Genomic DNA, 12,203 nt, shown 5'->3' with positions numbered 1-12,203 from the left:
GACCCGGCCATTGCACTGCAACATGAGGTTGCTGCGCGCGCGTTCGAACGCGCGCGCAGCAACGCCAGAAGAGCTTACTTCGCCGCCATGCGGATTGCGCCGTCGAGACGAATCACCTCACCGTTGAGGTAGGCGTTCTCGACGATATGGCGCACCAGCGCAGCGTACTCCGCGGGCTTGCCTAGGCGGGAAGGGAACGGCACCATCTTTCCGAGCGCATCCTGCACCTCCTGCGGCATGCCCATCAACATGGGCGTTTCCATGATGCCTGGCGCAATCGTCATGACGCGGATGCCGTAGCGCGCGAGCTCGCGCGCGACCGGCAGGGTGAGCCCGACCACGCCCGCCTTGGACGATGCATAACCAGCCTGCCCGATCTGACCATCGTAGGCGGCAACCGATGCGGTGTTGATGATCACGCCGCGCTCGCCGCCTGCGTCGGGCTCGGCCTTGCTCATCACATCTGCCGCAAGGCGCAGCATGTTGAAGGTGCCGATCAGATTGATCGAGACCGTGCGCGCGAAGCTCTCGAGCTTGTGCGGCGCCTCACGCCCAACGACCTTTTCGGCCGGCGCCACGCCGGCGCAGTTCACCAGACCGGTCAGACGGCCGAATCGGCTCACCGCGGTATCGATCGCGGCCTTCGCGCTGGCCGCATCGGCCACATCGGTCACGACGAACACAGCGGCATCGCCAAGCGCCACCGCCTGTGCCTCGCCAGCTTCCTTGTTCACATCGGCAAGCACCACCTTCGCCCCTGCCTCGACCAGCATGCGGGCCGTCGCGGCACCCAAGCCAGAACCACCGCCCGTCACCACGAAAACGCCATTCTCGATCTGCATTCGCACCCTCTCCGTTCAAAGACTCCAGACTCGCCCCTTTGTCTGGGCGACCGGTAGAGAACATAGTTTGCGTTTACGTTAACGTCAACATCGCCATGAGGGGCTGTCAGATCGCAGTGCGTCCTGAAGGTCTGCAATCCAGCGCCCACCGCGAACCAGCGCACAGCCACGAGGGAGAAGTGCTGAGATAATTCGAGCAAGAATGAACCGAACCACGAACTCCCTGAACCAAAGGGAGGCGCGAACCGCGACCGCGGTTATAAGGAGGAGCACGCGATGACCATGCCACGCTTTCATACCGAAAAGGGCGACGGCCTGTTTCACCCCATTCCCTTCCTGTTTGTCACGCGCCGGATGTGCGAGGAGATCATGGCCGAACGCGAGGCGATTCTTCACGAACAGCCCGCAGCCGCGCGCAAGAAGCAGGAAGCGCTGTTCGCGCGCTACGATCCCGCGGTAAGCGCCAACGCCTTCAGCGGCATCCTGGGGCTGTTCGACACCGCGAAAAGCGAGTTACGCAGCCACGGCTGACGAACCGCACATCCTCGATGCACTCCGCCAGAGGCGGCAAGCAAAAGGGCCCGTCATCACTGACGGGCCCTTTTGCTTGATTCTGGTGCCGGTGAGAGGAGTCGAACCCCCGACCTTCGCATTACGAATGCGCTGCTCTACCAACTGAGCTACACCGGCTAAGGGCGCGGATCTTACCCCGGATCCCGGTCGGCAGCAACACCATAAACGCAAATTGTAGGGAGCACATAAACTGTCCGGACTTGTAGCACGTGATCTGTCCGGTTTCATTGCTCACCAGGGAGGCTGCGATGGGACGCACGGCACGGCCTCACCAAGACACAAGCCCCCAAGCCCGCACAACCTCCTTTGCCATAAGCAAAATTATCAGACGATTCTATTTTTCTGAATACAACTCTACTAGAATGGGCGACATCGAAGGGCGGAGGAGACAAGCCCGCATCCAAGAACGCAGCACCGCAAGGGAATCCCCTTGCGGTAGCCGCGCCGAAAGCGTCCGCGACGCCGCTCTCCCGCGTGCGTACCGCTGCACCCTGCCCCATTCGAAACTTCACATGCTCGGCCTCGACTTTTTCGACATCGCCCTCATCGGCATCGCTGCATTTGCCGCTGGTGCGGTGAACTCAGTCGCGGGCGGCGGCACCTTCTTTTCGTTTCCGGCCCTGCTCGCAATCGGCGTGCCACCCGTAATCGCCAATGCCAGCAACTCGGTGTCGCTGTGGCCCGGCAGCCTCGCAGGGGCCTGGGCCTTCCGGCGCGAACTGAAGCGCTTCTCGAAAAGCCTGCCTATGTTGTCCGTGGTCGCCTTCGTAGGGGGCATCGCTGGCGGCCTGCTGCTGCTTGCGACCTCCAACGCGGCCTTCGCGCAACTGATCCCCTGGCTGCTGCTGATCGCCACCGTACTCTTCGCCTTCAGCACGCAGATCTCCGCGCTCGTCAAGAAATGGAAGCCTGCGCCTGCCGGGACGGATGAGCGCCACATCGGACCAGGCGGCTACGCTTTCCAGCTTGTGGTGTCGATCTATGGCGGCTTCTTCGGTGCCGGCATGGGCATCCTGATGATCGCCGCGCTTGCGATCCAGGGCTTCAAGGACGTGCACGAGATCAACGCGCTCAAGAACTGGCTCTCCGCGGTAATCTACAGCGTCGCGGTGGGCACGTTCGTGATCGCGAACGCGGTATCCTGGCCCCACACCCTGGTGATGCTCTTCACCGCAACCCTCGGCGGCTACTGGGGCGCGGCGATGGCGCGCAGGCTGCCTGCGATCTGGCTGCGGCGCTTCATCATCACCGTCGGCGGGCTGCTGACGGTGTACTACTTCGGCAAGACGCTCTGAACGCGATGCTGGTCGGCCTGTCCGCCGCGCTCGGCGCCGGTCTGCTATGGGGGCTGGTGTTCCTGACCCCGCTCGTGCTTGCCGATTACCCCGGCTTCATGCTCGCAGTGGGACGCTACCTGGCCTTCGGCGTGCTCGCGCTCGGGCTGGCCTGGTTCGACCGCGCAGCTCTCGCCCGCCTCACCCGCGCCGACTGGCTGGAAGCGGCCAAGCTCGCATTGATCGGCAACCTGCTCTATTACGCCACGCTGTCGAGCGCGATCCAGTTCGCCGGCGCACCCGTACCGACCCTGATCATCGGCACGCTGCCGGTCGTCATCGCGATCAGCGCCAACCTGCTCGACCGCCGGCGCGGCGGCGGCGAGGACAGCGTGCCCTGGCTGCAGCTCGGCATGCCGCTCGCACTGATCCTCGCCGGCCTGCTCGCAGTGCACTCGGGCGGCGGGCAGCAGGCCGCAACCGAGGGCCGCTACGCCCTGGGCCTCGTGTTCGCGCTCATTGCGCTGGCATGCTGGACCTGGTACCCGATCCGCAACAGTCGCTGGCTGCGCGCGCGCGGCCCCGGCCTGTCGCGCGCCTGGGCCACGGCGCAGGGCCTGGCCACGCTGCCGGTCGCCCTGCTTGCGGGCGCAGGCTACTGGATCTGGAACAACCTGGGCGCCGGGGCGCCAGCCTACGACTGGCCGCTCGGGCCGCAGCCGATACGCTTCGTGCTGATGAGCTTGCTGCTGGGCCTGGCCGCATCCTGGCTCGGGACCCTGTTATGGAACAAGGCCAGCCATCTGCTGCCAGCCGCCCTGGTCGGCCAGCTGATCGTGTTCGAGACCCTGTCGGCGCTACTCTATGCGTTTCTCTGGTATGGCCGCTGGCCCACGGCGGGCGAGGCAGCAGGCATCGGCCTGCTGGTCGTGGGCGTGCTCGGCGGCGTACGCGTCTTCCGTCGCAGAGGGCGTGCGGCGCAAGGCTGAGGCCGCACACGCCGAATGTTTCACAACCGGGGGCTTCGGACAAGCATGGATCAACTGACGCAGATCATCCTCCAGGCCGGCCGCTCGGCGGTCGAACTCTCGCTCTTTATCCTGCTGCCAATCATGGTCGTCATGCTGTCGCTGATGCGACTGCTCGAGGCGCGCGGCATCCTCGACTGGCTGGTGGCCCGGCTGGCGCCCCTGCTGCGCCCGGCTGGGCTGACCGGTCTGGGTGTCTTCGCCGCGCTGCAGATTCACTTCGTCAGCTTCGCTGCCCCCGTGGCGACCCTGACCATGATGGAAGGCCGCGGCGCCTCCGACCGGCACCTTGCCGCCACGCTGGCGATGGTGATGGCCATGGCGCAGGCCAACGTAACCTTTCCCATGGCGGCGATGGGGCTGGCCTTCGGTCCGGCGCTGCTGCTGTCAGCCATTGGCGGCCTGGTGGCGGCCGCCGTGACCTTCCACGTCTTCGGTCGCAAGCTTTCGAACGTCGAGACGACGGTGGACGAGACCCTGCACCACCGCGTCGCCGACGATGCCAAGGGCGTACTGGACGTGATCAACCGCGCCGGCGCAGAGGCTTTCAAGATCTCGGTCGGCGCCATCCCGATGCTGGTGCTGGCGCTAGTGGCGGTGATGGTGCTGCGCACCACCGGCGGCATCGACCTGCTCACCACCCTGCTCACCCCGCTGCTGCGCGCCTTCGATCTCGACCCGGCGCTGATCCTGCTTACGCTGACCAAATACATCGCCGGCGGCACGGCGATGATGGGCGTGATGGACGAACTGCTCAAGAACGGCGAAACCACGGTGGCCACGCTCAACGCGAGCGCGGGCTTCCTGATCCATCCCTTCGACGTCGCTGGCGTCGCGGTGCTGATCTCGGCGGGCCGGCGCGTGGCGGCGGTGTGGAAACCCGCTGCGCTCGGCGCCACGGTCGGCATCCTTGTGCGCACCCTCGGGCACGGGCTGCTGTAGCCTGTCGCCTTCATCCGGTCGCACACCGCACCGCCGTTCACGCTCGACACCGCACTCGCCGCCGCCCCAATCACGATGATCGTCACGCCCCCTCGTTACGACACTCGACCCAATCCTCGCCCGGAGCCCTCGCGATGATCGCCGCCCTGACTATGCTTCTCGTCTTTCAGCTTGCGGGCGAGGTAATCGCTCGCGGCTTCGCGCTGCCCATCCCCGGCCCGGTGATCGGCATGGCCCTGCTCTTTCTCGCGCTGATGCTGCGCGGGGGACCGGGCGAGAACCTGCGGCAGACGGCAGGCCAGCTTCTGCAGCACCTGTCGCTGCTGTTCGTGCCGGCCGGCACCGGCATCGTGCTCTACGGAGACCGCATCGCTGCCGAGTGGTTGCCGCTGTTGGTATCGCTCTTCGTCAGCACCTTTCTCGCGATCGCGGTGACCGCGCTGGTACTGAAGGCACTCACGCGCGGGCGCAAGCCGACGGTGGAGAATCGTCAATGAACCCGAACCTCGAGGAGATCTGGGTCTATCTCTCCGCCTCGCCGCTGCTCGGGCTTACGCTCACCCTGCTCGCCTATCAGGCCGCGTTCTGGATCTACAGGCGCGCCGGCTTCCACCCCATCGCCAACCCGGTGCTGATCAGCGTGGCCATCCTGGCCACCTTGCTGCTGGCGACCGGCACGCCCTACCAGACCTACTTCGACGGAGCGCAGTTCGTACACTTCCTGCTCGGCCCAGCCACCGTGGCGCTGGCAATTCCACTATACGCCCAATGGCCCAAACTCAAGGCCATGGCCGCGCCGCTGCTGGTCGCACTCGTCGCGGGTTCACTCACCGCCGCGCTCTCGGCCTGGGGCATCGGCGCACTGCTCGGTGGCAGCCGCGAGTCACTGATGTCACTCGCCCCCAAGAGCGTCACCACACCCATCGCCATGGGCGTAGCCGAGCGCATTGGTGGCCTGCCCTCGCTCACCGCGGTGCTGGTGATCAGCGCCGGCATCATCGGTGCGGTGTTCGGGCGTGCCATCCTGCGCCGGTTGCATGTGGGCGACCACGCGGTGCATGGTTTCGCAATCGGCATCGCCTCGCACGGCATCGGCACGGCCCGCGCATTTCAGGTCAGCGAGCAGGCAGGCGCCTTCGCCGCGCTGGCGATGGGACTGAACGGTCTGGTCACGGCGCTGTCCCTGCCTTGGATCATGCCTTGGGTGGAGCGCCTGTTCGCGGGCTGATCCCATCCAGGGCCCGCGAGCCCCCGCAGAACCCGGACCCACCCCAAACGCAACCTAACCCCAGCCGCGAGACCGACCGAGTGCTGCACGCCATCTACCGCTGGATCGACCGCAACCTGCTCGAACTCGGCCGCGAGATGCGGCTCTCCTACCTGCCGCCGCTGATGGTGTATTGCGCGGCGGGGGTATCCGGCCTCACCGGCATCGTCGGCACCTTCTTCGTCAAGGACTACCTTGGCCTGTCGGCCGCCTTCCTCGCCGCGCTCGGCTTCTGGGCAGGCATCCCGTGGGCGCTGAAGATGCCCATCGGCCACCTGGTGGACCTCATGTGGCGACACAAGGCCGGGCTGGTCTACCTCGGCGCCAGCCTGATCGCCGCCAGCCTGCTGATCATGATCGGGCTCATCGGCAGCCCGGACGCGATGCGTGCGGTGATGCCGATCGAGGCCTGGTTCGTGCTGTCGGTGCTGCTGTCGCCGGTGGGCTACGTGATGCAGGACGCGGTGGCCGATGCGATGACGGTCGAGGCGGTGCCGCGCCTGGACACCCGCGGCGATCCGATTGCATCGGAGACCATCCGCCTGATGCACACCACCATGCAGATGCTCGGCCGGGTGGCGATCATCGGCGGCACGGTGCTGGTGTCGCTCGCCAACGTAGCGATGTTCCAGGGCTCCGAGAACCTGCCCGAGGCCGACAAGGTCGCGATCTACCTCCGCATCTACGAGCTCGCGCTGATCATCCCGCTGCTGTCGGTCAGCGGTGTGCTGCTCGGCGGCTTCCTCAAGCGCCGCGAGGCCCGGCGGCTCGCCGCACTCGGGCGCAGCGGCGCCGAGATCGACCGCCTGCTCCACGCCCCGGAAGGGAAGACCGCGCCCAACTGGTGGATCCTCGGTGGCAGCGCGGTCTTCGTTGCCCTCACCATCGGCATCGGGCTGTCGGGCTTCAAGTACGGCCAGGAGGTGATCTTCGCCACCTCGTTCGCGATCATCGGCGTCATGATCAGCCGCCTGCTGCGCGAACTCTCGCCCGAGGCCGCGCGCACCCTGCTTGGCACGGTGATCATCATCTTCGCCTTCCGCGCCCTGCCCGGCCCGGGCGCCGGGGCGAGCTGGTGGATGATCGACGCGCTCGGCTTCGACCAGAGCTTCCTGTCGCGGCTGGACCTCATCACCAGCACGCTCACACTCGCCGGCCTGTTCCTGTTCCGCCGCTTCATGGCCGAGAAGTCGATCGCCGACATCGTGATCTTCCTCACCGTCGCCAGCACACTGCTTTCGCTCCCGATCATCGGCATGTTCCACGGCCTGCACGACTGGACCGCGGCGCACACTGGCGGCGTGGTCGACGCGCGCTTCATCGCGATCGCCAACACCGCGCTCGAATCCCCGCTCGGCCAGGTTTCGATGGTGCCGATGCTGGCGTGGATCGCAAACTCCGCGCCGCCGCACCTCAAGGCCACCTTCTTCGCGGTGATGGCGTCCTTCACCAACCTCGCGCTGTCGGCCTCGCAACTGGGTACCAAGTACCTCAACCAGTTGTACACGATTACGCGCGAAGTGAAGGATGCGGTGACGGGCGCGGTCACCACGCCCGCAGACTACGGCGAACTCGGTGCCCTGCTGATCACCGTCACGCTGATCGGGCTCGCGCTGCCGCTGGGCGCCATCCTCTTCACCCGCATCACCCGACTGCGCAGCGCCTGACCCGAAGCGTAGCGCAGACGAGCATTCGACCGAGCGCGCGCATTGCCTTCGGATCGAAGCAAGCGGACACTTGAGGGCATCCCGCACAAACAAGAAAAGCGAGGTCCATGATGACACCCAGTTCGGTTCACGACATCCGCAACCTGGCCCTCTTCGGCCATACCGGCAGCGGCAAGACCAGCCTGGTCGAAGCCCTGCTCGCTACCGCCGGCGAGATCAACGCTCCGGGCAGCGTCGAGCGCGGCGACACCGTCGCGGATTTCGACCCGCAGGAGAAGGCCATGGGCCACTCCCTGCATTCGGCACTGGTCCACCTCGAGTGGGCGGGACACTGGATCAACCTGCTCGACACCCCGGGCCTGCCTGACCTCGCCGGTCGCGCACTCGTTGCCCTGCCCGCCGTCGACACCGCCCTGGTCACGATCAACGCCGCCGCTGGCATCGAGAGCGGGACGCGGCGCATGATGGACGCCGCGCAAGGCAAGTGCCGCATGATCGTGGTCAACAAGATCGATGCGGCTGGCACCGACCTCGGCGCCCTGATGGATTCAATCGCGGCCGCCTTCGGCCGCGAATGCCTGCCGATCAACCTGCCCTCCGCCGACGGCAGCCGCGTGATCGACTGCTTCTTCGCCCCCGACAATGCCGCGGCCACCGCCTTCTCCAGCCCCTCCGCCGCGCACGACGCGATCGTCGACCAGGTCGTCGAGCTGGACGAGGATCTGATGGCGAAGTACCTCGAGCAGGGCGAATCCCTCGACCCCGAGCAGCTGCATGCGCCCTTCGAGCAGGCCTTGCGCGAAGGCCATCTGGTGCCCGTGTGCTTCGTCTCCGCGCGCAGCGGCGCAGGCGTGCGCGAACTGCTCGACATCCTCGGCAAGCTCGCACCCGACCCCACCGAGGGCAACCCGCCCGCCTTCCTCAAGGGTGAAGGCGCCGCGGCCGAGGCGGTGAAACTCGCGCTCGATCCCGAACGCCACGTCGTCGCCCATGTCTTCCAGATCGCCAACGACCCCTATCGCGGCAAGCTAGGCATGTTCCGCGTCCATCAGGGACAGGTCACACCCAACTCGCTGCTCTACGTGGGCGATGGGCGCAAGCCGTTCAAGGTAGCGCACCTGCTCCGCATGCAAGGCAAGAACACGGTGGAGAGCACGCTCGCGGTTCCGGGCGATCTGTGTGCGGTAGCGCGCGTGGACGAGGTCTGCCGCGACGCCGTGCTGCACGACTCCCACGACGAGGATTATTACCACCTCGCGCCCGCCGCCTGGCCGCAGCCGGTGTTCGGGCTCGCGCTGATGACGCGCAAGCCCGCCGACGAGCAGAAGCTGTCCGAAGCGCTGGCGAGGCTGATGGAAGAGGATCCGTGCCTGGAGGTCAGCTTCGACAGCCGCAACCGGCGTACCGTCGTGCGCGGTCTGGGCGAGCAACACCTGAAGATCGTGCTCGACGAGTTGTCGGCACGCTGGAACCTGCAGCTCGACACGGCGACACCCAGTATTCCGTATCGTGAGACGATTACGGTCGTCGCCGAGGCGCGTTACCGCCACAAGAAGCAGAGTGGCGGCGCCGGCCAGTTCGGTGAAGTGGCCCTGCGGGTGGAGCCGCTGACGCGCGGCGCCGGCATCGAGCTGGGCGACGAGGTCAAGGGTGGCACCATTCCGACCCACTTCATGCCTGCGGTCGAAAAGGGTGTGCGCCAGGCCCTCTCCGAGGGGGCGTTGGCCGGCTTCCCGCTACAGGACCTCCGCGTCGTGGTCACGGACGGAAAGCATCACGCGGTGGATTCGAACGAGGTCTCCTTCGTCACCGCAGGCCGCCATGCACTGATCGAAGCCGTGCTCGCGGCGCGACCCGTGGTGCTCGAACCCCTGCTCGACGTACAGGTGAAGGTGGCGGACGCGCTGTTCGGTGAAGTCAGCGCCGAGCTCGCCGGCCGGCGCGGCCGCCTCACCGCCACCGACAGCCCGGCGCCCGGATGGACGCTGATCTCGGCGCGTGTACCGATGGCGGCGCTCGAAGGCTTCGAGAGCCGGCTGAAGGCGATCTGCGCGGGGGAAAGCGAATTCGTGCTCGAAGCAGGCGGTCACGAGCCCGCGCCGCAGGACGTACAATCCGAACTCGCGCGTGCCCACGCCAATGGTGGCGAAAACGGCGCGCACTGAGCCCGCAGCGCCGGCTCGGGCAACCGGGCCGGCCGACATCGCAGAAGCCGCGCAAGCAACCATGAACCGATCCGACCTGCAACGCGCCTACTGGCGCCGCAACCTGTGGCTGACGCTCGCGCTGCTCACGTTGTGGTTCGGCACCACCTTCGTCGCCGGCTTTTACGCGGAGGCGCTCAACCAGATCGAGTTTCTGGGTTTTCCGCTCGGCTTCTACATCTTCGCCCAGGGTGCGCTGATCGTGTATCTCGTGATCATCGTGGTCTACGTGACCGTGATGAATCGCATGGATCGACGCTTCCGCGTCGACGGGCGGCGCTGAACGACCGCATCGCGGAGGAACGCCCAGCCCGGGGCTCATGGGCAGACTGGGCCTCACAGGCGCGTGCCGCGCATGCCGGCACGCGCGGCAGATTGCTGACCCTGTCTTACTTTCCCTGCGAGACGGCCGATTCGTCGGCCGCCTTCTTCTTGCGCCCCCATTCGATCGGGTGCGCGTGACGGCTGAGGATGAAGTCGAGCAGGAACTTGCTCCAGATCGTGATGCCTGCGGTCGAACTCCAGGTGTCGTAGTCGAGCCGTGCGGTAACGACGCCGAAGATCACGAACACGACGATCACCCCGCACACGAGGTTGATGACCGCGGTGAAGGGCGCGAACTTCGCAGGATTGGCGGGGGGCAGGCCGCGTTTGAGCGCAACCTCGGAGAAATCGCGCTTGACCAGGATGCGCCAGGCGCGCCGCAGCCAGAAAAAGGCGATCGGAAACAGGGCCAGGAAGAGGATCCAGGTCACTGCCATGCTGATGTCGAAAACCATGTGCTGCTCCAGTCACTGCGGGCGCCGCGGATGCCGGGAGCCCTTGTGGCAAGGTGCCACAAAATGGAAAGCCCCGCCATCGAGAGACGCAGGCGGGGCTTTCGTTCCCGCCGCCACCCGAGGGTGACGGACCGGGTTCATGCTGCGAACTGCTTAGTGCGCGCCATCCACCGCCTTGGCGCCACGCGGGATGCGGACTTCTTCCACCAGGTGCTGGATGTGCTCCGGCGGCTCCTTCGTGACCTTATCCACTGCGAAGGCGACGATGAAGTTCACCAGCGCACCGATCGCACCGAAGGCTTCCGGCGTGATGCCGAAGAAGCTGTTCGCACCACCGATCAGGTCGAGGTACTCGGTGCCCTTGATGAACACGATGCCCTTGTGTGCGAACACGTAGAACAGGGTCACGAACAGACCGGACAGCATGCCGGCGATCGCGCCTTCCTTGTTCATCTTCTTGGAGAAGATGCCCATCATGATCGCGGGGAACAGCGACGAGGCCGCAATACCGAAGGCCAGCGCCACCGTACCGGCCGCGAAGCCCGGCGGGTTCAGACCGAGGTAGCCGGCGAGCACGATCGCGAACACCATCGAGATCTTGCCGACCATCAGCTCGTTCTTGTCCGACATGTTGGGCGCGAACACGTTCTTCACCAGGTCATGCGACACCGCCGAAGAGATCGCCAGCAGCAGACCGGCAGCGGTCGACAGCGCAGCAGCCACACCGCCCGCGGCAACCAGCGCGATCACCCAGTTCGGCAGCAGCGCGATTTCCGGGTTGGCCATCACCATGATGTCGGCGTTGACCGTCAGCTCGCTGCCCTTCCAGCCAGCCTGCTCGGCCTTGGCCAGCACGTCGGCGTTCTTGGTCTTGTCGTTGTAGTACTGGATGCGACCGTCGCCGTTCTTGTCTTCCCACTTCAGCAGGCCGGTCTTCTCCCAACGCGACATCCAGTCCGGACGCTCGTCGTACTTGAGGCTCGACTCCGCGGCGTACAGGTCGCCGTTGGCTTCGATCGCGACGTTGACCGTCTTGTGCAGGTTGTACTTGGCCATCGCGGCAACAGCGGGCGCGGTGGTGTACAGGATGGCGATGAAGACCAGCGCCCAGCCTGCGGAGTAACGGGCGTCGGAAACCTTCGGCACCGTGAAGAAGCGGATGATGACGTGCGGCAGACCGGCGGTACCGATCATCAGCGACACCGTGTAGACAAACATGTTCAGCTTGCTACCCGGCACCGAGGTGGTGTACTCGGCAAAGCCGAGGTCGACCACGACCTGGTTCAGGCGCTCGAGCAGGGTGGTGTCGGTGCCGACCAGCGAACCGCCCAGACCCAGCTGCGGCAGGAAGTTGCCGGTCAGGTTCAGGGAGATGAAGATCGCCGGAATGGTGTAGGCCAGGATCAGCACGATGTACTGGGCCACCTGGGTGTAGGTGATGCCCTTCATCCCGCCGAACACCGCGTAGGCGAACACGATGCCCATGCCGAGGTAGATGCCGGTCTCGTTGCTCACGCCCAGGAAGCGGGAGAAGGCCACGCCGACGCCAGTCATCTGGCCGATCACGTAGGTCCTGAATCCGTGTTGTCTTCAGCGCGTACCCGCTCCGCGAGCCCCAGCGCATGAT

11 protein-coding genes, 1 tRNA gene and 1 pseudogene are annotated in these 12,203 nt (G+C 65.9%); 9 read left to right on the top strand and 4 right to left on the bottom strand.

Features of this window, described 5'->3' with window-relative positions; translation table 11 throughout:
* Positions 1 to 74 precede the first annotated feature (74 nt).
* Entirely contained in the window at positions 75 to 842 is a 768-nt protein-coding gene (locus ACUH78_RS08300) for a 3-hydroxyacyl-CoA dehydrogenase (protein ID WP_418363480.1), read from the bottom strand.
* A 276-nt stretch (positions 843 to 1,118) separates the two neighbouring features.
* Between ACUH78_RS08300 and ACUH78_RS08295 the strand changes: the two genes are divergently transcribed.
* A complete protein-coding gene (locus tag ACUH78_RS08295) occupies positions 1,119 to 1,373 on the top strand; it encodes a hypothetical protein (RefSeq protein ID WP_445333211.1) in 255 nt (84 codons plus the stop codon).
* Between the two features lie 83 nt (positions 1,374 to 1,456).
* Here the strand turns inward: ACUH78_RS08295 and ACUH78_RS08290 are convergent.
* A tRNA-Thr gene (locus tag ACUH78_RS08290) sits at positions 1,457 to 1,532 on the bottom strand.
* Between the two features lie 395 nt (positions 1,533 to 1,927).
* On the opposite strand from ACUH78_RS08290, the gene ACUH78_RS08285 reads away from it, so the two are divergent.
* The 8 genes from ACUH78_RS08285 (at position 1,928) to ACUH78_RS08250 (ending at position 10,080) form a co-directional block, all read left to right on the top strand.
* Positions 1,928 to 2,710: a sulfite exporter TauE/SafE family protein gene (locus ACUH78_RS08285; RefSeq protein ID WP_435749526.1), complete on the top strand. Its 783-nt coding sequence runs from the start codon at positions 1,928 to 1,930 to the stop codon at positions 2,708 to 2,710.
* Positions 2,711 to 2,715: 5 nt separating this feature from the next.
* Positions 2,716 to 3,678: a DMT family transporter gene (locus ACUH78_RS08280; protein ID WP_445333210.1), complete on the top strand. Its 963-nt coding sequence runs from the start codon at positions 2,716 to 2,718 to the stop codon at positions 3,676 to 3,678.
* A 45-nt stretch (positions 3,679 to 3,723) separates the two neighbouring features.
* Entirely contained in the window at positions 3,724 to 4,659 is a 936-nt protein-coding gene (locus tag ACUH78_RS08275) for a nucleoside recognition family protein (RefSeq protein ID WP_445333209.1), read from the top strand.
* Positions 4,660 to 4,793: 134 nt separating this feature from the next.
* Entirely contained in the window at positions 4,794 to 5,156 is a 363-nt protein-coding gene (locus ACUH78_RS08270; protein WP_435749529.1) for a CidA/LrgA family protein, read from the top strand.
* Complete coding sequence (locus ACUH78_RS08265) at positions 5,153 to 5,887, top strand: LrgB family protein (RefSeq protein WP_418363486.1); 735 nt, start codon at positions 5,153 to 5,155, stop codon at positions 5,885 to 5,887. The genes ACUH78_RS08270 and ACUH78_RS08265 overlap by 4 nt, the downstream gene beginning before the upstream one ends.
* A gap of 80 nt (positions 5,888 to 5,967) precedes the next feature.
* The gene (locus ACUH78_RS08260; protein WP_445333208.1) at positions 5,968 to 7,593 is read left to right on the top strand and encodes an MFS transporter; all 1,626 of its coding nucleotides are present in this window, start codon (positions 5,968 to 5,970) and stop codon (positions 7,591 to 7,593) included.
* 110 nt (positions 7,594 to 7,703) lie between these two features.
* Positions 7,704 to 9,758: an elongation factor G gene (fusA, locus tag ACUH78_RS08255; protein ID WP_445333268.1), complete on the top strand. Its 2,055-nt coding sequence runs from the start codon at positions 7,704 to 7,706 to the stop codon at positions 9,756 to 9,758.
* 61 nt (positions 9,759 to 9,819) lie between these two features.
* Complete coding sequence (locus ACUH78_RS08250; protein ID WP_418363488.1) at positions 9,820 to 10,080, top strand: DUF4212 domain-containing protein; 261 nt, start codon at positions 9,820 to 9,822, stop codon at positions 10,078 to 10,080.
* 106 nt (positions 10,081 to 10,186) lie between these two features.
* Here ACUH78_RS08250 and ACUH78_RS08245 read toward each other — a convergent pair whose 3' ends face one another.
* Both ACUH78_RS08245 and ACUH78_RS08240 read right to left on the bottom strand, forming a co-directional pair.
* Positions 10,187 to 10,576 carry a hypothetical protein gene (locus ACUH78_RS08245; RefSeq protein ID WP_418363489.1) on the bottom strand — a complete coding sequence of 130 codons (390 nt, stop codon included), beginning with the start codon at positions 10,574 to 10,576 and terminating at the stop codon, positions 10,187 to 10,189.
* 153 nt (positions 10,577 to 10,729) lie between these two features.
* Positions 10,730 to 12,148 (bottom strand): annotated as a pseudogene (locus tag ACUH78_RS08240) (sodium:solute symporter family protein); the annotation flags it as partial.
* Positions 12,149 to 12,203 lie beyond the last annotated feature (55 nt).

Source organism: Thauera sp. ZXT1-4 (assembly GCF_052598215.2).
This window is presented reverse-complemented; position numbering and strand designations above follow the sequence as displayed.